Origin of the sequence: Rhodobacter sp. NSM (assembly GCF_052244495.1) — a bacterium.
Taxonomy (GTDB): domain Bacteria; phylum Pseudomonadota; class Alphaproteobacteria; order Rhodobacterales; family Rhodobacteraceae; genus Cereibacter_A.
Window position 1 is genome coordinate 281826 of sequence record NZ_JBQPXH010000005.1, and the last position, 20783, is coordinate 302608.

Here is a 20783-nt window from a genome sequence, read left to right on the forward strand (position 1 = left end):
CCGAAGCCGGATGTCGGGCAATCGGGCGCCAGGGTGCCGCAGCGCCGCACTGGGGCTGGACAGGCAGGACGGCCGCCCCCGGCGAGCGCGAGGCATCAGGACCCCGAGCCGTGAAACACCGCTTTCACTGCGGCGACCGAACCGCCCTTCGAACCCCCGGCGTCTTGCAGCCGGAACTCGATGTCGGTCAGGGCGCCGGCGGCCGGTTCCGAACCCGGCGCCGCGGTGAGGTAGAGGCGCACCAGCCCTGTGGCGTTGGCTGCGACAAGCACGTCCAGCCCCCCGCTGCCTTCGATGCTTGGCCGAAGCCCTGCGGGCCCGTCGACGGTCAGCCGGAACCGACGATCCTCGCCCCTCATGTTGCGCAGCCGCAGTTCGTATGCGTTGCGGATGCTTCCGTCGGACAGGGTCACGAACAAGGGATTGCGCACCGGAGCGACGGCCAGATCCACCGCGGGGCGCAGCAGCAGCGCCGCGATCAACATCACTCCGACACCTGCCCAGAGCGCGGCATAAAGCGACGTCCGCGGGCGGAAGAGCCGCTTCCAGACGGGTTTCGGGGCGTCACCCGCCCGCTCCAGATTCTCGTCGCTCAGGGCAAGATAGCCGATCAGCCCGCGGGGCCGCCCGATCCGGTCCATCGTGTCGTCGCAGGCGTCGATGCACAGGCCACAGGTGATGCAGGCCATCTGCTGACCCTCGCGGATGTCAATGCCCATGGGGCAGACGTTGACGCAGGCCATGCAGTCGATGCAGTCGCCGCTGGCCGTCTCGCTGCGCTTGCCTCTCGGTTCGCCCCGCCAGTCGCGGTAGGCCACGGTGATCGTTTCCTCGTCCATCAGGGCTGCCTGAATGCGCGGCCACGGACAGGCGTAGATGCAGATCTGCTCGCGCATGAAGCCGGCAAAGACAAACGTCGTGCTGGTCAGGACGAAGATCGTGATCCAGGCGACCGGGTGCGCCGTCAGGGTCACGAGCCCTTGCAGCAGGGTCGGTGCGTCCGCGAAGTAGAAGACCCAGGCGCCGCCGGTCAGCAGCGAGATCACGGCCCAGCCACTCCACTTCACAAGGCGCTTCCAGACCTTCTCGGCGGTCCACGCCTGCCGGTGCAGCCGGATCTGCGCGTTCCGGTCGCCCTCGATGCGGCGCTCGACGAGCAGGAAGAGGTCGGTCCATACCGTCTGCGGGCAGGCATATCCGCACCAGACGCGCCCGGCGGCCGAGGTGAAAAGGAACAGCCCGAGGCCGGCCATGATCAGCAGGCCGGCGACGAAGTAGAACTCGTGCGGCCAGATCTGGATCCCGAAGAGGAAGAAGCGTCGGCTGGCGATGTCGATCAGCACCGCCTGGTCGGGAAGGTTCGGGCCCCGGTCCCAGCGCAGCCAGGGCAAGAGGAGGTAGATCCCAAGGCTGACCGCCAGGATCCACCATTTGGCCGTTCGAAAGGCGCCGGAGACCTGGCGGGGAACGATGGGTGTTCGCGGGGCGTAGAGGGGCTCGCTCATGGTTCGCTTCTCGGTGCGGCCGGATCGTTCGGAACGCCGGCGGAGGATCGGGTGCCGCTTCCGGACGGATGGCGCACTGGGAACGCAGGCCGGACGCAAGGGCTGGGACCGCCAGTCGGATGCGTCAGGTTGAACAGAGACTCACGACACGGGCCATGCCTACACCCATACACAGCGCGGCGCAATGTATGGTTCCACCACTGCCCCCCCTTGACCGCAGGCTCGCGCAGAGACGAGTTTCTGCAACAGAAGCAGGTGGTTTATCGGCCATCAGCCGGGCATCGGTCGAAGTAGCGGCAAAATGTCCGTTGAAACAGCGGGTATTGTAGCCATACAAATAGCCGACGCGCGGCTGTCAGAACCATACAAGCCGCCATGCGTGTAACTCCAACATGAGGTGATCCACATGGAGTTCTCTCAGCACTTCCAGAAGCTGATCGACGATATGCGGCTGGACGGGCGGTACAGGACGTTCGCCGAACTCGAGCGCATTGCCGGGGAGTTCCCGACCGCGCTCTGGCATGGCCCGGACGGGCGGACCAAGCGCGTCACGGTCTGGTGCAGCAACGACTACCTTGGCATGGGACAGAACGCCGAGGTCCTTGCCGCGATGCACCGGTCGATCGACCTCTCGGGCGCCGGCACCGGAGGCACACGCAACATCTCGGGCACGAACCGGCAGCACGTCGCGCTTGAGGCGGAACTTGCGGATCTGCACGGCAAGGAGTCCGCGCTCATCTTCACCTCGGGGTGGATCTCCAACCTCGCCGCCTTGGGGACGCTGGGCAAGGTGCTGCCCGATTGTGCGATATTCTCGGATGCGCTGAACCACAACTCGATGATCGAGGGCATCCGCAGGTCGGGTGCCGAGCGCTTCATCTTCCGCCACAATGATCCCGGTCACCTCGACCAGTTGCTCTCGTCGATTGATCCGGCGCGCCCCAAGGTCGTGGCTTTTGAAAGCGTCTACAGCATGGACGGCGACATCGCCCCCATAGCCGAGATCTGCGACGTGGCCGAGCGGCATGGCGCGCTGACCTATCTCGACGAGGTTCACGCGGTCGGCCTCTACGGCCCGCGGGGCGGCGGCATCAGCGACCGCGACGGGCTGGCGGACCGGGTGACGATCATCGAGGGCACGCTCGCCAAGGCCTTCGGCGTGATGGGCGGCTATGTCAGCGGCCCGTCCCTGCTGATCGACGTGATCCGCAGCATGTCCGACAGTTTCATCTTCACCACCTCGATCTGCCCGCACCTCGCGGCTGGCGCCCTTGCGGCAGTCCGGCATGTGAAGGCCCACCCAGACGAGCGCCGCCGGCAGGCGGAGAACGCCGTCCGCCTCAAGGCCATGCTGCAGAAGGCCGGCATCCCGGTTCTCGACACGCCCAGCCACATCCTTCCCGTGATGGTGGGCGAGGCGCATCTCTGCCGTAGCATCAGCGAGGATCTGCTGGCGCGCCATGCGATCTACGTCCAGCCGATCAACTATCCGACCGTAGCTCGGGGTCAGGAGCGGCTTCGGCTGACACCGACCCCCTTCCATACCCAGTCCCACATGGAGGCGCTGGTCGAGGCGCTCCTCGCCGTCGGCAAGGATCTCGGGTGGATCCAGCCGAGGCGAGCCGCTTAGGCAGGACGGTCGAACGGCCGGTGGCGGCTCGGCCGCCACCTCTTTCACGCAACGCCAAGGCTCAGGCCGCAGCGCCATTACCTCGTCGACTGTCGTCATTGGGCAGCCGGCTTCGCAAATCGAGAGGATCCCGCCCCTCTGCCGGGGCAGGTGGACGACAGGTTTGCGAGAGTGTGCTGCCGGGTTAAATGGCGGCAAAAAAGTCTGCCTGAGTTTAGCGACGGATCTGCGGCACGCGCTCGCTCGGTTGCTTCGTAAGCGATGGGTTTCCCCATTGGGAACGCTGTTGCGGTGGCTCCCGGCGGGTCGGGCTGGCGATCGATTGCAGCTTAAGCTGAAGCTAGCCCGGCGGCCGTCGGTGAGGCGGTTGTAGCCCTGGTTGCCATCCACTTGCAGTATGCCACCGAAGCCCTTCAGCCTCTCTTCGGCGTGGATGCCGGCGCGGCCGGGGGCGTAGGCGAGTGAGGGATGCGCCGCCACTGGTTCGAGGGACATACCGAACGACGCCTGACAGATCCGATCCGCCCCATGGCCGGTCGTCCCGCAGCGTCGCCCAGATGAAGCCCTTCTTCGTCTTGCGAGCGCCGGGGTCCAGCGCCGGCATCGTGTCCTTCGGGCTTGCGCGGCGCCACTGGCGCCCCCTCGGCGCATCGGCGAAAAGCTGGCCCGAGAGCCTCAGGACCTCGGCCATCCGGGCGACGATCGGGGCGAGGTGGAAGCTGACCTTGACCATCCAGTCGGCGAGGGTCGAGCGATCGGTTCCGACGCCCCGCCGCGCGATGGTCTGCCTTTGGCGGTATAGCGGCAGGTGGTCGGCGAACCAGGCCACCGCCACATGCGCAAGCAGTGGTGAGCCATTGATGCACCATTGGTTCGAGCACAATGGCGAACGTCGCCAGGCCTCCCCCGATCAGCGCCGGTGCCGGCGGGGCCTGGCGGATGCCGACGCAGCCCTTCGGGCAGGCGTAAGCCAGGGGCGGATCGTGACGATCAGCCGGAACTGCGCTGGCGTCACATCGAGCCGCTCGGAGTGGTCTTCCCCGCCGCAGCTGCAGTGGCAGATGATGATGCCCGCCGCTTCAGGCCTGCAGATCCCGCCTCACGTCGGTCCTACCCGTTGCCGATGCCAGACATGGCGCCATGACGCTGACTTGCCTCCTCCCAGGCACAGCTTGGCAAGGAGGATCGCGCGGCTGTGGCGCATATCCGACCATTGCCGGTCTTGATCGGGACACGCGCCTGTTCCTAGGCTTGCGAGCGGCCAATGAGGGAGGGCGCCCTTGCGCGATATCGACCACGTTGCCGAGATAGATCGCGTTCTGAAGGGCATTGCGACCGGACGCGATGGCCTCGTGGCCGCGTCGTGGCGGCGCTGTGTCGAGACCTACGGCATGGACCCAACCCGCGCCGAGCCGGCCCACATCGTCACCGCGACCGAACTGCGTGAACACCGCGAAGAGGCCGAGCGGCTGATCGCCATCGCGCGCTCGGGACTTCAGGCGCTGTTCCGGCAGGTGGCGGGGCAGAACTACGTTCTGCTTCTGGCCAATGCCAAGGGCGTTACCGTCGATTTCTTCGGCGACCCGCGGTTCGAGGACGAGCTGCGCGCCGCGGGGCTCTATCTCGGCTCGCACTGGTCCGAGAACCTCGCCGGAACCTGCGGCGTGGGCGCCTGTATCGTGACCGGCGAGGCGGTGACCATCCACCAGACCGATCACTTCGGGCTGGCGCACACGCCCCTGTCCTGCACGGCGGCGCCAATCTACGACACCTGCGGGTCGCTGGCGGCGGTGCTCGACATTTCCCTGCTGCGCTCTCCGGCGCCCAAGGCCAGCCAGAACCTTGCGATGAACCTTGTCCGCGCCTCGGCACGGCGCGTCGAGATGGCGAACCTGATGGCGATGACGCGGCGCGACTGGGTGCTGCGGTTCTCGTCGACGCCAGAGTTCCTCGAGGTCGATCCCGAGGCGGCGGTGGCGCTGGACGGGTCGGGGCGGATCATCGGGGTGACGGGCGCGGCGCGCGGGTTCCTCGCGCCGGACGGGTCCAACCTGCCGCTGATCGGGCAGCGGATCGACGCTCTGATGGATCTGTCGGTCGACGACCTGCCCGATCTGATGCGCGGCCGCCCGACCGAGGAACGGGTGCTGCGGGTGAAGGACGGGCGGGGGCTCTTCGGCCATGCGATCGCGCCGCAGGCCGCGCACAAGCTAACCCGCCGGACCCTGCACGACCTTCCCGGCGCCCTGTCCAGCTTTGCCGGACCCGACCCCGCCCTGCAACGCCTGCTGGCCGAGGCCGCACGGCTGGCGCCCACGCGGGTGCCGCTGCTCATCGCGGGCGAGACCGGCACCGGCAAGGAACGGCTGGCCCGTGCGATCCATGTCTGCGCGGCGGGCGAGCGGCCGTTCCGGCATGTCGTCTGCGCGGGGCTCGATGCGGCGCGGCTGGCCGACACGCTTTCGGGGCTGGGCCGCCCCGCTACCCTGTTCCTCGACGGCCCCGAGGATCTGGGCTCCGAGGCGCAGGCGGCCCTGCTGTCGGCGCTGTCGGGAGCGGGGGAGCTGCGCGTGATCTCGGCCAGCCGTGGCGATCTTTCCGCGGCGTGCCGGCAGGGCGACTTTCGCGGCGATCTGTTCTTCCGGCTGGCAGGGGTGACGCTGCGCCTGCCTCCGCTGCGACACCGGCGGGATTTCGACTGGCTGCTGGATCGCCTGCTGGCCCGCCGGAACGCGGGCGACTGGCAGTTGTCGCCGGCCGCGCGCGCGGAACTGAAGGCGCGCCCCTGGCCGGGTAACATCCGCGAGCTGGAACATGCGCTGGATGTCGCGGTGGCGCTGGCCGAGGGGCGCGTCATCGACCTGTGCGAACTGCCGCCGCCCGCCCTGTCGCCCGCCGCGCGATCCGATCCCGACGACGACCTGCACGCGGTTCTTGCGGCCAGCGACTGGAACATGGCGCGCGCGGCCCGGCGGCTGGGCGTCAACCGCTCGACCGTGATGCGGCGGATGCGCCGGCTGGGGCTGACGCTACCGGACTAGGCGGCGCGTTGCGGGCCGTTGCGCGCGCAACGCCAGCGCCCGTTTCCGAAACCGGATGCGGCAGACTGTCGCGATTTTGCTGGCTGCCCTGCCCTGTCCTGCGTCAGCCTCATGATCGGGAGATTCATCAACGGGAGGAAAAGATGCTGGACACAACCGCTGCCGATCTCACGCGCGAGGTCCTGTCGGCCTTCGGCGATGCCCTGGAACAGGGCGACATCGAGCGCGCTGTCGCGATGTTCGCCGACGAGTGCTACTGGCGCGATCTCGTGACCTTCACCTGGAACATCAAGACCGTCGAGGGCCGCGAGCAGGTGGCCGACATGCTGCGCCACCAGCTTGCGACGACGAAGCCGCGGGGCTGGGACCTGGCGGAACACGAGATCCCCTCCGAAGAGGGCGGTGTCACCACCGCCTGGATCACCTTCGAAACCGATCTCGCGCGCGGCTATGGCCTGATGCGGCTGAAGGACGGCAAGATCTGGACGCTCTTGACCACGATGGCCGAGCTGAAGGGCCACGAGGAACCGAAGGGCTTTGCCCGGCCGCTCGGCGCCAAGCACGGCGCCGCCCGCAACCGCACCACCTGGAAGGAGGAGCGCGAGGCCGAGGAGCGCGAGCTGGGCTACACGAAGCAGCCCTATGTGCTCATCGTCGGCGGCGGACAGGGCGGCATCGCGCTCGGCGCGCGGCTGCGTCAGCTGGGCGTGCCGACCATCATCGTCGAGAAGAACGACCGCCCCGGCGACAGCTGGCGCAACCGCTACAAGTCGCTCTGCCTGCATGACCCGGTCTGGTACGACCACCTGCCCTACATCAAGTTCCCCGAGAACTGGCCCGTCTTCAGCCCCAAGGACAAGATCGGCGACTGGCTCGAGATGTACACGCGGGTGATGGAGCTGAACTACTGGACGCGCACCACCTGCCGGAAGGCGAGCTATGACGAGACCACGAAGGAATGGACGGTCGTCGTGGACCGCGACGGGCAGGAGGTCACGCTGAAGCCGAAGCAGCTGGTGCTGGCCACCGGCATGTCGGGCAAGGCGAACCTGCCCACCTTCCCCGGGATGGAGACGTTCCGGGGCGACCAGCACCATTCCTCGAAGCACCCCGGTCCCGATGCCTATGCCGGGAAGAAATGCGTGATCGTGGGTTCCAACAACTCGGCCCATGACATCGCCGCCGCGCTGTGGGAGCACGGGGCCGACGTGACCATGGTGCAGCGCACCTCGACACACATCGTGCGCTCGGACACGCTGATGGAGATCGGGCTGGGCGGGCTCTATTCCGAGCAGGCGGTGCAGAACGGCGTCACCACCGAAAAGGCCGACCTGATCTTCGCCTCGGTCCCCTATGCCATCCTGCACGAGTTCCAGATCCCGCTCTACGAGCAGATGAAGGAGCGCGACAAGGAGTTCTACGAGGGGCTGGAGCGGGCGGGCTTCTGGCTCGACTGGGGCGCCGACGGGTCCGGCCTGTTCATGAAGTACCTGCGCCGCGGATCGGGCTATTACATCGACATCGGCGCGAGCCAGCTGATCATCGACGGTGAGATCAAGCTGGCGCACGGCCAGGTCCGCGAGGTGGTCGAGGACGGGCTGATCCTCGAGGACGGCACGAAGCTCGAGGCCGACCTGATCGTCTATACCACCGGCTACGGCTCGATGAATGGCTGGGCGGCGGACCTGATCGGGCAGGACGTGGCCGACAAGGTGGGCAAGTGCTGGGGCCTCGGCTCGAACACGCCCAAGGACCCCGGCCCGTGGGAGGGCGAGCAGCGCAACATGTGGAAGCCGACGCAACAGGAAGGGCTGTGGTTCCACGGCGGCAACCTGCACCAGTCGCGGCACTACTCGCAGTTCCTCGCGCTGCAGCTGAAGGCCCGGATGGAGGGGCTGCCCGTTTCGGTCTACGGCCTGCAGGAGGTTCACCACCTCGGCTGACACCGCAGCACCCGGGCCGGTCCCGGCCCGGGTTCCCGCATCCACGAGGAGGCAGAGATGAGTGACAGCACCATGCGCGCAGCCGTCTGGCACAAGGCCCGCGATCTTCGCGTCGAGGACGTGCCGGTTCCGGAGCTGCGCGACCCGCATGACGTGCGGGTGAAGGTCGCCGCCTGCGGCATCTGCGGCAGTGACCTGCACGAATACGCCGCCGGGCCGATCTTCATTCCGGTCGAGGCCCCGCACCCGATCAGCGGCGACCGCGCGCCGATCGTGATGGGGCACGAATTCGCCGGAGAGGTGGTCGAGGTCGGCCCCAGGGTCACCCGCGTCAAGCCGGGCGACCGGGTGGCGATCGAGCCGATCCTGTCGCCCAACCGCGACGGCGCCTATCTGATGGAGCGCTACAACCTCAGCCCGCTGCTGGGCTTTCACGGCCTGTCGGGCGGCGGCGGCGGGTTCTCGCAGTTCACCGTGGTGGGCGAGCACATGCTGCACCGGATGCCGGATGACCTGTCATGGGAGCAGGGCGCGCTGGTCGAGCCGGCCGCCGTGGCGCTTCATGCGGTTCGCCAGAGCGGGCTGAAGGCGGGCGACACGGCCGCCGTCTTCGGCACCGGGCCCATCGGCCTCATGGTGATCGAGGCGCTGAAGGCCGCGGGCGCGGCCGCCATCCACGCGGTCGAAACCTCGGCCGTGCGCCGGGGCCGCGCGGAATCGCTGGGCGCGGCCGTTCACGATCCCGCGGCGGGCGACGTGGTCGAGGCGATCGCCGCGGCCTCGGGGGGCGGGGTCGATGTGGCCTTCGAGGTGGCGGGCGTGCCCTCGGTCCTGTCGCAGTGCATCGCTGCGACCCACCCCGGCGGCGAGATCGTCATCGTCAGCATCTGGGAGAGCACCGCCTCGTTCCAGCCCAACACGCTGGTGATCAAGGAACGCACGATGCGCGGGATCATCGCCTATCGCCATGTCTACCCGTCCGTCATGGCCTTGATGCAGCGCGGCTACTTCCGAGCCGAGGATCTGGTGACCGACCGGATTGCGCTTGACGACGTGGTCGAGAAGGGCTTCGAGAAGCTGCTGGCCGACAAGTCGCAGGTCAAGATCATGGTCACTCCCCCGGGATGAGCGGCCAAGCGCTCGGCTGGCCGGTCGTCTCGTGTGCGCGATGGCCGGCCAGCGTTCCGGGCATCTCCAGCAGCTTTCCCGCCAGCGTCGTCAAATCCTCCATCGGCAGGCCGCATTGGCCGTCGCCCATCCCCTTGGTCAGCGCGTAGGCGATGCCCGTACGGACGCGGACCTTCGCCGTGGGCTCGATCCCGAGCTTGCCCGCAATGATGTCGGCGGTGCGGAAGCCGATGCCGCGGATGTCCCCGGCCAGCCGATAGGGGTTTGCGGTCATCACCTCGACCGCCTCGCGGCTGCAGGTCTTGTAGATGCGGGCGGTGCCGACGCCGTGGTCGCGGAGGAAGACCATGATCTCGCGCGTGGCCTTCTGGTCCGCCCAGCCGGCGATGATCTTCGCCGCGCGCGGCGGGCCGATGCCGCCGACCTCGCGAAGGCGGTCGGGCGCGGCCTCGATGATGTCGAAGACCTCCTTGCCGAAGGCCTGCACGAGCCGCTTCACATAGACCGGGCCGATGCCACGGATCATGCCCGAGCCGAGAAACCTCTCGATGCCCGCCAGCGAGGACGGTGCCGCGGCCTTCAGGAACCGCGCCTTCAGCTGCAGCCCGTGGGTGCGGTCATTGATCCAGGTGCCGGCGGCGGTGATCCACGCGCCGGCCGAAACACCGCGCGGAGTGGACCATGTTACCTGTGGCACCAGGAGCGGCCGAGGGGCAGGGATGACAGGATACGAGCAGACAATCGTCAGCGTCGCGGGGACAGCCATGGGTCTCGTGATATGCCTCGTCGCCGCGCCACGCCGCGGAACCAGTCGATCGAACCGGATATGGAGCGAGTCGCGCGGTTCATCGCGTCCGCAGAGCGGTCGTGCGGCTCTGCCAGCAAGTCGGATCCGGATATTGAGATCGTGGCAAGGACCCTGCGAGGTGTTTACGCGGGATGCCCGGACCGCCGGGCTGGACCTGTCGACTGCAAGTGAGGCCGGTATACGGCACGCTCTGGAAGGTTGCCGTACCGCCATGAGAAAGTCGGAATCCTGGCGGTGCCAGCGCGGTAAAGGCGGACGAGGATCCGCACGGAAACCGCCGGCCAGCGCCTGATGCTCGATCACCTGACGCAGCCGCACGCGAGGTGCGGCAAATGTTGCGAGCAGCCTCGGGACGAAGCCGCTCGCGAACGTGCAGCGCTCAATACGTCCGCCGCACTCACCAGTGGTTGGTGCCCGGGCCGCCCTTGGGGATACCGTCGAGGTTGGGCGTAACCCAGCCGCCGTAGAAATCACCGGGCTGCGGCATGACGCGGGCGGTGCCGACGAAGCATGCGTCCATCAGGCGGCGGACGACAGAGCCAGCGGCGCATCGCGAGACATCGACGATCGCCAGGAACCTTCTTCTCGGCAACCGGCGCCCTCCGGTCCGTGCCATTTCATGTTCCCGCGTCGGTTGGGAAGAATGCCTCGATCGTCACCTCGGACAGGGCGATGTCGGTGGCGGTGCCGAAGACGGTGGTGGTGCTGAGATAGGACACCGGACCGGCCTCGGTCTGCAGCCGCAACGGGACGGCAATGCGGGCCTCCCGCGCCGGGGCGAAGTGCTCGGGGCCCTTGGCCGCCGGCATGGGCATCGCCGCCAGCTCCTCGCGCAGCGCCGCGAGCGCCGGATCGGCCGAGACCTCGATATCGTGGCTCAGCCGCGTCAGCAGATGGTGCCGCCATTCCCGCAGGTTCAGGATGCGCGGCGCCAGCCCCTCGGGATGCAGGCTGAGGCGCAGGACGTTCACCTCGCCCGCCAGCAGATGCGGCGCGACGCCGGCAAGCAGCGCCTGGACCGCAGCGTTCGCCGCGATCAGCGTCCAGTGCCGGTCAACGGCCAGCGCCGGATGCGGCATGTGGCCGTCGATCAGCCGCTGGATGAGGTCGCGGACCCTGCGCATCTCCGGGGCCGCAAGCGCGCTCTGCGGATAATAGGGTGCGAAGCCGGCCGCCGTCAGCATCACGTTGCGCTCGCGCAGCGGCACGCCGAGATGCTCGCCCAGATGCAGCACCATGTCCCGGCTCGGGCGCGACCGGCCGGATTCGACGAAGCTCAGATGCCGCTGCGAGATCGTCGCATTCGCGGCCAGCGCAAGCTGGCTCAACCCGCGGCGCTGACGCCACTGGCGGATGAGGTCCCCTGCGCTGTCGGTCATCCGGGCCATGATCGCAAAGCTAGCGCAGGCTCCCGGAGCGACAATTACCTGCAAGGTAATCGACCGATCCCGATGCGGTGCGGATGATCGAGGGGACGCTGCCGGAGTTGGCGACGATCCACAAAGGAGCCGATCATGAGACCCACCCCTTCGCTCTCGCTTCAGACGCTGCTGGCGCTGGATGCCGCGACCTGCACGGCCATGGCCGGGCTGCTGACGCTGGCAGCTGAGCCCATCGCGCAGCTGACGCAGTTGCCGCCACACCTGCTGTTCGGCGCCGGTCTTGCCCTGCTTCCGGTGGCCGGGTTCATGGCGCTGCAGGCCCGAAGGACCTGCGTGCCCCGCTGGGCGGCGCGTGTCGTGATCTGGGGCAATGGCCTCTGGGTCGCGATCAGTCTGCTGCTGCCCTTGACGCGCCTGGTAACGCCGAATGCAACCGGCTGGGCCTTCCTCGTCCTGCAGGCGCTCGCCGTCGCCGGTCTGGCCCTCGCAGAGGCACGGGCGCTCCATCGGAACGATGGCATCATACGTTCCGGCCGCAATGGAGAAACCGCATGACCGCCTATGCCATCGGACATCTGCACCGGGTCGAGACGGGCGCCGACATCGTCGCCTACCTCACCGGCATCGACGCCACGCTCGCGCCCTTCGGCGGGCGGTTCATCATCCACGGCGCCACGCCGCAGGTGCTGGAGGGGGCGTTCCCGGGTGATCTCATCGTCATCGCCTTCCCCGACCTCGAACGCGCCCGAGGCTGGTACGGATCGGACGCCTATCAGGCGATCCTGCCGCTCCGCCTGCGCAACAGCGAGGGCGACGTGTTCCTGATCGACGGCGTGGATGCGGATCACAGGGCGACCGACATCCTGTCGGCCGGACCGGTCGAGAGCTGAGCCTCGGGTCAAGCGGCCCGCGGCGCAGGACGTCCGCCGCCGGCCATGTTCATCAATCGCGTCTCTTTGCGTTGGGCGCCCGCTATGGTCCCCTCGCGGTCGCGGGGGGAAGCGCGGCATGGGTGTGGCCTGGCCCGACAAGCTCACCGACCGGCAGCGGCAGGCGGTGGAATTCGGGGTGGGCGGGCCGCCGGCCGGATCCGGCCCAGGGAGAGGGCCTGCACCGGGCCGCCGCCCCCCCCAAACTGCCGCCCGTGCCCGGCGCGTCAGAAATCCCAGGTTCCGGTGCCGACCTGGAGGAACGTCCTGTCCGCGCCGTTGGTCTCGCCGTTCAGTCTGACCTCGTCCACGTACAGGTTGCGGTCACGGCCGGGCCCTGCGTAACGGTCCTCGAGGAACCTGATGCCGACCTGGTCGCTGCCGTCGAGGTCCCAGTCGCCCGTGAAGGTGAGCGTCTGCCACTCCCCCGCCGCGCGGTCCGCCGTGACGATCGTGGACGGGGCGACCATCACGCCGTTGACGAGGAGCGCGAACGCAGGGTCGCCCTCCCACGCGTCGCCGCTCACCCGGACCGACACGGTGTCGGGGGCCGTGCCGCCCGTCGGGGCCCCGGACCGGACGAGAACGAAGTCGTCCAGGAGGGCGCCAAGGCCGTCGCCGCCCTGGGAGGCCACCTCGCGGATGATGAGCCGGTCCGTGCCGGCCGCGCCGGTGACGGTGGTCGTGAACGTGCCCCACTCCGTCCCGGGCGTGGCCGTGGCCACGACCCGGTCGTTCCACACCACCTCGACGCCCTGGCTCGATACGGGCACGCCGGGGCGCGCGCGCAGGTCGAAGCTCAGCGTGTGGGCCTGGCCCGTGGCGGCGTCGACGTCCTGAAAGAAGCCGTCGCGCGCGCTATGGAAGTCGAGCTCGACGAACTGCGAGCCGTCCGTGGCGGTCACGCCGCGGTGGGCGTCCCACACCTCCATGCGCCCGCCCTCGATGGCCGTCCAGCCGGCGGTCGAGCCGAGCTGGGCCCACTGCCCGGTCGCGACGGAGGGCCCCTCGAAGGACCCATCCCTCAGCAGGTTGCCGGCTGCCGGCGGGGGAGGCGTGGGCGTGGGAGGCGTGGGCGTGGGCGCGTCGCCCACATCGGGGTCCGTGCCGCCCGTCGGGGCTCCGGATCGGACGAGCACGAAATCGTCCAGGAGGGCGCCCAGGCCGTCGCCGCCCTGGGAGGCCACCTCGCGGATGATGAGCCGGTCCGTACCGGCCGCGCCGGTGACGGTGGTCGTGAACGTGCCCCAGTCCGTCCCGGGCGTGGCCGTGGCCACGACCCGGTCGTTCCACACCACCTCGACGCCCTGGCTCGAGACGGGCACGCCGGGGCGCGCGCGCAGGTCGAAGCTCAGCGTGTAGGCCTCGCCCGTGGCGGCATCGACGTCCTGAAAGAAGCCGTCGCGCGCGCTGTGGAAGTCGAGCTCGACGAACTGCGAGCCGTTCGTGGCGGTCACGCCGCCGTGGGCGTCCCATACCTCCATGCGCCCGCCCGCGATGGCCGTCCAGCCGGCGGTCGAGCCGAGCTCGGCCCATTGCCCGGTCGCGACGGAAGGCCCCTCGAAGGACGCGTCCCTCAGGAGGTTGCCGGCTGTCGGCGGGGCGGGCGTGGGTGTAGGCGTGGGCGTGGGTGTGGGCTCGGGCGCGTCGCCCGTCAGCCAGTCCAGGCGCGCGGCGAAGTCCGCAAGCCAGGCCGCGCGGTCCTCGTAGACCGTCATGGCGCCGTCGGTGTCGGGCCGGTTGAAGTCGAGCGCATCGTCGGGGTTGTCGGTGTAGTAGCGCCCCGGGCCGCCCGATGGCCGCTGGACGAACTCGCCGCCCCAGCTTTCCTTCGTGGGGTCGTTCTGATCGCCGTTGAGGAAGCGGAACACCGTGGGGCTGTCGCCCATCTTCACGCCCGAGACGTTGAAGATGTCGCCCGAAAGCTGCGCGAAGAGGTCCCCGAGCGCGCCATGGCCGCGCGCGTTCACCTCGTGCCAGCCCTTGATGATGTCCTGCGTCCATTCGCCCCCGGCCGGGCTGGCGTAGGTGCCCCTGAAGGTCGACAGGTTGTCCACCCACATGTCGAAGGCGCCCTTGAAGTTCGCCTTGATGTAGGCGTAGGCGGCCTCGTCCTGGTCGTCGATGCTGAAGAAGCGGATGTGCGGCGCGATGGACGGGTCGTCGTGGAGAGCCTGCGCGAGGTCGGTCTCGCCGCCCCAGGTGAGCACGTTGAGCACCTCCCCTGCGGCCGCGGCCTTCTTGGCCTCGACAATAATGGCACGGGAGGAGTCGGTGGGGTTCGACCAGCCCTGGCTCGGCGCCGTGTCGAGCGCGCCTTGCCAGCTGACGGCTTTCAACTGTTCGGCGGTCTTGAAGTCGCCGCTGCGCGCGGCGAGCTTGGCGTGGTCGAGGCCATAGGTGTCGATGATGCGGTCGATGTCGCCCACGAGGCCGTCCTGGGCGTTCCACTTGGACGCGGTGGCGGCGATGCCGACAATGTTCATCTTGTCTTGGTAGAGCAGCGCATGGATGAGCGACTGGGAGTCGTCCTTCTCCTCGGCGGCGAGCCTGAGGTCGGTCGATATGAAGACTCTGGGCAGTGGCATGGCGGGTGGTATCTCCGTTGTCGTTGCCTGGATCAGACTGCTGGCTTTGCAGAGGCGGCGGCGCGTGCCTCTTAGATGATGGCCTGGGAGCCGACGGTCGCTTTTAAGTATCCCGCTTTAGGCGCCACTGACGTTGCGCCCTGCCAGGAATTATCGCGCAATTCGCCTGCGTCCTTGAACTTGTCGCTTTTCGCCTGAAGCTTTGACTGGTCGCTCTCGCAGGTGTCGATTATGCCTCTGACATCACCAGCCCGACCGTCCTGAATACCCCACTTCGAGGCAGTGGCGGATATTCCGACGATGTCCATCTTGTCGCGGTAAAACAAGGCGCGGATCAACGCCGGAGCATCATCCTTCTCCACGCAACCCATATTGCGATCAGAAGAGATAGAAACTCTGGGTAAGTTCATTGGGCATTGCTTTCCACAAAGATCGTCCTTGTTCATTGTTTCAGCGTCAGCTTGCCTTTTGGCATGCTTTATTGCCTGGGCGAGATGCGGATCTAACCCGGCAGCCATGAGGTTTCGAAGCACGGATTTCATCGGTTGGGGCGGGGCATTAGACCTGAAGAAGGAGCCTCGGATCGTCCTGGAGCAAGGAGAACCCCCGCAAACTAAAGGCCATCAAGAGCCAGCGAGGACCCTCTATACTGTGGTTCCCTCGGACTCAAGAAAAAACTACCTTGGGTTGCGCTGGCTACACACGGTCCCGCTAGGGTTGCGAGGCCTCCGCGCGAATTATCCTTTAGAGGTAGGGCAGTAGAATGGCGGCATCAGACAACATGCGCCACCCACCTGTGTGCCTTGGCGGCAACAAACCGCCGAGATCGCGCATGCAACAGCCCCGCCGGGCGATTCGGAACAGGGCAGAGGCGATCCGACCGGAATATCTTTCCAAGGATGAAGGAAGGGTCGGCCGCGACGTCGCATGATGCGAGGGAGGTGCTGCAGGCACGAGTCTGACCGGACCGAGCCCGAGCGATGTTCAGCAGTCTGGGGGAAGCCGGATGGCCGAATCGACCATCCGGTGGTCTGCCCTTGGAAAGTGGTTTCCGTCACGAGCGTTGCTGCAGAAAGGCAGCCTGAGGCCGGGCTACCCCTTTCACCTCGGGGTTCAGGCGACGCGGATGAACTCTCGGCTGTGCCAAGGGCTGTGATGCGGTTCGTGAGGGCGATGCGGATGTGGATTTCGGCGGTCTGGCGCTAGGGGTCTCTTGCGGCGATGCGCTCGCCGAACGACTTGAGGCAGCGCATCCTGGTTAGGCTCAGGACTCGTTCTGGATCACAGCCAGAACATGACGGTTGCGGCGAGTGCGATGGCGGAGAAGAAGGTGTGCGGGCAACGGTCGTATCGGGTGGCGACACGCCTCCAGTCCTTCAGCCGACCGAGCACGATCTCGATGCGATTGCGGCGCTTGTATTTCCGCTTGTCGTATCTCACGGCCCTCTTGCGGGACTTCCGGACTGGGATGCACACCTTCATCCCCTTGCCTTTCAATACGTCTCGGAACCAATCGGCATCGTAACCTCTGTCCGCCAGAAGCCAGTCTGCTTTTGGAAGGCTGTCCAGCAGCGCCGCCGAACAGGTGTAGTTGCCGACCTGTCCCGCGGACATGAAGCACCCGATCGGCCGGCCCTTCGGCACGCAGCTTGGTGTTCATGTCCCCCGTTCTCAGGGAAACAGTCCCCGGACTGTTTCCTGATCTTCGAACTGCGCCCGATCTGGCGTCCACGCCCCGCTTTATGGATGGCCCGCCACCTCCGGCCGCCCTCTGTAGGATGTCGGTTTTCAACGAAGGAAGGAGAGCGAGCCATGAGCATTGTGATCCTGGGGATTGATCCGGGCAAGAACAGCTGCAGCGTGGTTGGACTGGATGCCAGCGGCAAGGTCGCCGTGAGACGGCGGATGCGTCGTGACGCGGTCATCACCTTCGCCGCGCGGCTGACACCGTGCATCATGGCGATGGAAGTGTGCTGCGGGGCGCATCACATGGGTCGTGCGCCGGCCGCGCTCGGGCACGAGATCCGGTTGATGTCGCCGGAGTATGTTCGCCCCCACGTCAAGGCGCAGAGTGAGACGGGAAAGCGAATGATCCAGTGGATCATTCGCCCGCCGAACGACGACCGGGACGCCGAGGCGATTGCGGAAGCGGCCGCCCGTCCGACCGTGCGCGTTGTCGAACTCAAGAGCGAGGAGCAGCTTGACGTTCAGACGCTGCACTAGGTACGCGATCGTCTGGTCGGGGAGCGAACCTCCCTGACCAACCAGATCCGCAGCCTGCTGCTGGAGCGCGGGCAGTGCCTGGTTGCGCGGGCTGCTGTCGCGTTCTCATCCCAATGTCGCCGTCGTCGCGCTTGCTGCCAAGATGGCCCGCACCGTCTGGGCGCTCTTGCGCCACGAACGAGTCTACGACCCTGTGCCGTTGGCGGTGGGCTGACGAAACGTGCGTCCCTCCAGTCCTCGGACGGACACGACAAGCTGCGAGCGGTGAGAGGAAGATGGCCTGACAGTTGAACGGCGTCTCGAAAGCCTCCGGTCAAAAATGGTCTCCGAGGCGGACCCCTTTATGAGGATCGAGACGCGCGGATCTCCATCTTGGCAGCGGCGCTGGCGCCGACATGCCGGATACGTTTGTGCAGACTGATCATGCTGTCGCCCAATCGGCGCTTGCACCGGGGCGGACCATACGTTTCACCCCAAGGCTCGACGCCGTGCGATGCGCCTTCACGTAGGTCGCGTCGATCATGATGGTCTTGTGCTCGGCCCTCTCGGCCGCCAGACCCATCATGATCCGTGCGAAGACACCATTGTCGCTCCAACGCTTCCAGCGGTTTTACAGGGTCTTGGCCGGACCGTATTCCCTGGGGGCATCGCACCATCGCAAGCCATTGCGGTTGATGAAGATAATGCCGCTCAGGACGCGCCGGTCGTCGACGCGTGGCTTGCCATGGCCCTTGGGAAGAGAGGAGGATCAGACGACAGTCCGGTGGACTGTCGTCCCGACGAACGGCTTCAGACCCTCCTGGGCGTCCGTCAGCCAGAAAAGGTTGCTCATCGGTCAGGTCTCCTTGCGAGGCCTGACTCACGCGAACTGTCCAAAGTCAATGGGCCTGGAGCCTAGGCTCCAAACGCTGTTCTCATTCCCGATATCGTGGAAGCCTTGAGACCGGCACGGTGTTGGTTCTATCCGCACACCAGACCTCCACGGGAGTAGTTATGCCGCAAGAGACGCGAACGTCTGGCCTGCCCCTATTGAGTGGTCCGGTTTCAATCTCAGTGCATGACGGGCCTCAGCACCACGGTCGGGGCGGCCGGTGTAGCAGGTGCGGGTGGCGAGGCCGGCCACTGCACTGCCCTTGGTGCTGGGGGACGCTAGCCGTGCTATGAATGCGGGCGCCTTGTGTTGCAATGCTGGCGCTAGGCCTCAATCACGATCCGGGCCTCGGCCAGGCTGTAGCAGATCTAGCCGTTCAACAGCTCGTCGCGGAGCTTCGAGTTGAAGCTCTCGCAGTAGCCCTGCCTCGGGAAGACGGTCCCCCAGACCGTTTTCCGGCCCTCAGCAGTCCCAAGGGCTTCCCGGCTCGATGAAGGCGCATCGGGCGCTGACCGCGGCGATCCATGTCCGCACAGCGGTCGCGATTAACTACGGCCCGTAGCACGTCGGGAAGAAGGGCTGTCGTGAGGTTATGGCCACGCGCGCAGCCCCCAGATAGCGCAGCGTGTGGCGATAACCGGGTCTCAGTCACGCCGATCAACCGAACCGCCTCAGCCACCGAGTGGCCTTGCGCACCAGCACGTCGGCCTGCCGAAGCTAGGCCACGATCTTCTCCGGTTTGTGCTTCTTCTGTCCCATCCTGCGTCCTCCATCGCGCCCGAAAGCCTACCTCAGACAGGACAACTTTTCCGGGGGCCGACCGACCGGAGGCAGTTCCCGCATCCTAGGGCAGATCGTCCAGCAGCATCGGATAAAGCAGGCCATCCGCACCCGGCTGGCCCAGGTAGTTCACCCACAGGTCCGAGGACGCATTGTACCGCCGGTAGCGCTCCAGCTTGTCGTAGAGGTCGTTCACCAGAGCCTGCTGCTCCGAGATCGACATCCTCACCCAGTCGTCGGAGGTGATCGTCATGATCCGCGAGCGATAAGGCAGCCCTTCGAGCAGTTCCGAAACCGCAACAGCACCGGCGAGCGTCTCGTCCTGCCGCCGCGACACCCGTTCCGGGCGGCGGCTCATGTCGGCGGCGGCGCCCAGCACCTGCTCGAAGAAGCGGTTGGGGTCGAGCACATTTGTCTCGGCCTTCTCGACGATGATCTGCAGCGCCTCGGCCAGATCCGACAGCTGCGCCTTCGACAACAGGAGCCGGATCGACACAGGCCGCAGCGCGGGCTGGGCGAAATCCCGGTCGGCAATTACCGCCTCGAAGACGTCAGGCGCCTGGGCCCCTTCCTGCCGTCCCAGCCAGGCCAGATGCAGCGTCTGCATCGCCTGCCCCATGGCCTCGGCGATCCCGTCGCCTTCGTCCGACGGGGCAGTCCCTGCAGACATCTGGCTCACCACGACCTGCCCGAGCCGCCGCGCCGCCGCCTCATAGGCCGAGGCCTGCCCCTGGGCTACCGGGAAGTAGAGCGGCGGAAGATTCGGAAAGCTCGTCAGCTCGCTGTAGAGCCGCTGCGCCCGGTCATGATCGCCCACCTCGCCGCCCTTCGGCGTCAGCAGATGCATTACGGCGATGTAGCCGCCGAGATCCTCATGCACCAGCCGGTTCAGCGCCTGTCCGCTGAGGCCGGTCCCGCTCAGGTCGTCCGTGGCCTCGCGGGGGCCGGCGTCGGTCACCAGCACCAGGAAGCGCACGTCATACCCGGACCAGTCGAGCGAGGTCACCGCATGGTCGATCCCCGTATAGCTGTCCTCGCGGAAGTTCCGGCTCGAGGCCCCAGCCTCGGTCATCTGCGCGATGCCGGCGAGGAAGCCCTCGGCCGTCCGCCCCTCCTCAAGGGTGACGAAGGTGCGCGCGGCGTAATCCAGCGCAGGCTGACCCTTCAGGCTGTCGCGATAGCCCACCAGACCGAAGGAAACCCGGTCGCTCAGACCCGCCGCCGCCACCTCGCCATAGACCTCGCGCAGCGCGTCGCGGGTGGCCCTGATGTAGGGCGCCATGGAATGCGTGGTATCGACGACGAAGACGATGCCCGCGCGCATCGGGTGGCCGATCGGTCGGGCGGCATCCGACGGCGCCTGCGTGCGCGCCACCGCCACCTTCAGCAGGTTGACGAAGGCGCCGCTTTCGAACAGCGCCTCCTCGGCCGAGAGGATCGGCAGCACGTGCAGCCGATGCCGCTGGTCGATCGCCTCGCGCGGCCCCAGCGCGACGATGCGGTCCGAAGGTGCCCCGCTCTGCTCGGCCGCCTCGGCCTCGGTGCGCAGCGCCGCCGCGTCGCGGCCCGGGTCCTCCGCCTCGACCACCTCATAGGCGGCGTCGAAATCGGAAAAGAACAGCGTACGCTCCAGCCCCGCCGTCACCTCCAGCGTGGCCACGATATTCTGGTTCCAGTCGGCCACCGCCTGCGCCGGCAGCCAGCCCAGATCGCGCCCGTCCTGTCCCGGCCCGACCTCGACCCAGCCGTCCTGCCGCGCGTAGACGTAGAACTGCTGCAGCGGCACGACCGGACCCAGCGACCGGCCGCCGGGCGCCTCCAGACGCTCGCCCCCCTCGCGCACCAGCACGCGCTGCGGCAGGGCGGACTTGCCCTCCATGACCAGCGGGCGGCGATCCCCGGCACAGACGGCGGTGGCGGCGAGGCTCAGAACCAGGACCAGCAGGCGCAGCATC

Annotated in this window: 14 protein-coding genes and 6 pseudogenes; 7 read left to right on the plus strand and 13 right to left on the minus strand. The window is 67.4% G+C overall.

Features of this window, described 5'->3' with window-relative positions:
- Positions 1 to 95 precede the first annotated feature (95 nt).
- Positions 96 to 1505: a cytochrome c oxidase accessory protein CcoG gene (gene ccoG / locus ACTVZP_RS12920; RefSeq protein WP_443212559.1), complete on the minus strand. Its 1410-nt coding sequence runs from the start codon at positions 1503 to 1505 to the stop codon at positions 96 to 98.
- Between the two features lie 406 nt (positions 1506 to 1911).
- Between ccoG and hemT the strand changes: the two genes are divergently transcribed.
- Positions 1912 to 3135, plus strand: a complete 1224-nt coding sequence (gene hemT / locus ACTVZP_RS12925) for a 5-aminolevulinic acid synthase HemT (RefSeq protein WP_443212560.1) — start codon at positions 1912 to 1914, stop codon at positions 3133 to 3135.
- Positions 3136 to 3475: 340 nt separating this feature from the next.
- Here the strand turns inward: hemT and ACTVZP_RS12930 are convergent, their stop codons facing one another.
- The gene (locus ACTVZP_RS12930; RefSeq protein ID WP_443212606.1) at positions 3476 to 3970 is read right to left on the minus strand and encodes an IS66 family transposase; all 495 of its coding nucleotides are present in this window, start codon (positions 3968 to 3970) and stop codon (positions 3476 to 3478) included.
- Positions 3971 to 4415: 445 nt separating this feature from the next.
- On the opposite strand from ACTVZP_RS12930, the gene ACTVZP_RS12935 reads away from it, so the two are divergent.
- The 3 genes from ACTVZP_RS12935 (at position 4416) to ACTVZP_RS12945 (ending at position 9247) form a co-directional block, all read left to right on the plus strand.
- The gene (locus ACTVZP_RS12935; RefSeq protein ID WP_443212561.1) at positions 4416 to 6176 is read left to right on the plus strand and encodes a sigma-54-dependent Fis family transcriptional regulator; all 1761 of its coding nucleotides are present in this window, start codon (positions 4416 to 4418) and stop codon (positions 6174 to 6176) included.
- Positions 6177 to 6319: 143 nt separating this feature from the next.
- Positions 6320 to 8119, plus strand: coding sequence for an NAD(P)-binding domain-containing protein (locus ACTVZP_RS12940; RefSeq protein WP_443212562.1), 1800 nt, complete (start codon positions 6320 to 6322; stop codon positions 8117 to 8119).
- A 57-nt stretch (positions 8120 to 8176) separates the two neighbouring features.
- Positions 8177 to 9247, plus strand: coding sequence for a 2,3-butanediol dehydrogenase (locus ACTVZP_RS12945; RefSeq protein ID WP_443212563.1), 1071 nt, complete (start codon positions 8177 to 8179; stop codon positions 9245 to 9247).
- Here ACTVZP_RS12945 and ACTVZP_RS12950 read toward each other — a convergent pair.
- The 3 genes from ACTVZP_RS12950 to ACTVZP_RS12960 all read right to left on the minus strand — a co-directional run bounded on the left by ACTVZP_RS12950 (position 9231) and on the right by ACTVZP_RS12960 (position 11434).
- Positions 9231 to 9944: a helix-hairpin-helix domain-containing protein gene (locus tag ACTVZP_RS12950; RefSeq protein ID WP_443212564.1), complete on the minus strand. Its 714-nt coding sequence runs from the start codon at positions 9942 to 9944 to the stop codon at positions 9231 to 9233. The genes ACTVZP_RS12945 and ACTVZP_RS12950 overlap by 17 nt on opposite strands.
- Positions 9945 to 10452: 508 nt before the next feature.
- On the minus strand, positions 10453 to 10647 hold the full coding sequence (locus ACTVZP_RS12955) for a hypothetical protein (protein WP_443212565.1): 195 nt from the start codon (positions 10645 to 10647) through the stop codon (positions 10453 to 10455).
- 25 nt (positions 10648 to 10672) lie between these two features.
- Positions 10673 to 11434 (minus strand): helix-turn-helix domain-containing protein, encoded by a 762-nt coding sequence (locus tag ACTVZP_RS12960; RefSeq protein WP_443212566.1) that lies wholly within the window; start codon positions 11432 to 11434, stop codon positions 10673 to 10675.
- Positions 11435 to 11569: 135 nt separating this feature from the next.
- Here ACTVZP_RS12960 and ACTVZP_RS12965 point away from each other — a divergent pair, with 135 nt between their 5' ends.
- Together ACTVZP_RS12965 and ACTVZP_RS12970 are read left to right on the plus strand one after the other, a co-directional pair.
- A complete protein-coding gene (locus ACTVZP_RS12965) occupies positions 11570 to 11992 on the plus strand; it encodes a hypothetical protein (protein ID WP_443212567.1) in 423 nt (140 codons plus the stop codon).
- Entirely contained in the window at positions 11989 to 12327 is a 339-nt protein-coding gene (locus tag ACTVZP_RS12970) for a DUF1330 domain-containing protein (protein ID WP_443212568.1), read from the plus strand. The genes ACTVZP_RS12965 and ACTVZP_RS12970 overlap by 4 nt, the downstream gene beginning before the upstream one ends.
- 266 nt (positions 12328 to 12593) lie before the next feature.
- Here ACTVZP_RS12970 and ACTVZP_RS12975 read toward each other — a convergent pair whose 3' ends face one another.
- The 4 genes and pseudogenes from ACTVZP_RS12975 to ACTVZP_RS12990 all read right to left on the minus strand — a co-directional run.
- Positions 12594 to 14954, minus strand: a complete 2361-nt coding sequence (locus ACTVZP_RS12975; RefSeq protein WP_443212569.1) for a nucleoside hydrolase-like domain-containing protein — start codon at positions 14952 to 14954, stop codon at positions 12594 to 12596.
- Positions 14955 to 15025: 71 nt separating this feature from the next.
- Positions 15026 to 15487 (minus strand): nucleoside hydrolase-like domain-containing protein, encoded by a 462-nt coding sequence (locus tag ACTVZP_RS12980; RefSeq protein ID WP_443212570.1) that lies wholly within the window; start codon positions 15485 to 15487, stop codon positions 15026 to 15028.
- Positions 15488 to 16087: 600 nt separating this feature from the next.
- Positions 16088 to 16210: pseudogene (locus ACTVZP_RS12985) on the minus strand (IS5/IS1182 family transposase); the annotation flags it as partial.
- A 25-nt stretch (positions 16211 to 16235) separates the two neighbouring features.
- A pseudogene (locus tag ACTVZP_RS12990) lies at positions 16236 to 16589 on the minus strand (IS5 family transposase); the annotation flags it as partial.
- A gap of 177 nt (positions 16590 to 16766) precedes the next feature.
- On the opposite strand from ACTVZP_RS12990, the pseudogene ACTVZP_RS12995 reads away from it, so the two are divergent.
- A pseudogene (locus ACTVZP_RS12995) lies at positions 16767 to 17249 on the plus strand (IS110 family transposase); the annotation flags it as partial.
- Between the two features lie 391 nt (positions 17250 to 17640).
- Here ACTVZP_RS12995 and ACTVZP_RS13000 read toward each other — a convergent pair.
- The 4 genes and pseudogenes from ACTVZP_RS13000 to ACTVZP_RS13015 all read right to left on the minus strand — a co-directional run.
- Positions 17641 to 18009, minus strand: a pseudogene (locus tag ACTVZP_RS13000) (transposase); the annotation flags it as partial.
- A gap of 218 nt (positions 18010 to 18227) precedes the next feature.
- A pseudogene (locus ACTVZP_RS13005) lies at positions 18228 to 18594 on the minus strand (integrase core domain-containing protein); the annotation flags it as partial.
- A gap of 97 nt (positions 18595 to 18691) precedes the next feature.
- A pseudogene (locus ACTVZP_RS13010) lies at positions 18692 to 18807 on the minus strand (IS3 family transposase); the annotation flags it as partial.
- A gap of 85 nt (positions 18808 to 18892) precedes the next feature.
- Positions 18893 to 20782: a vWA domain-containing protein gene (locus ACTVZP_RS13015; protein WP_443212571.1), complete on the minus strand. Its 1890-nt coding sequence runs from the start codon at positions 20780 to 20782 to the stop codon at positions 18893 to 18895.
- Position 20783 lies beyond the last annotated feature (1 nt).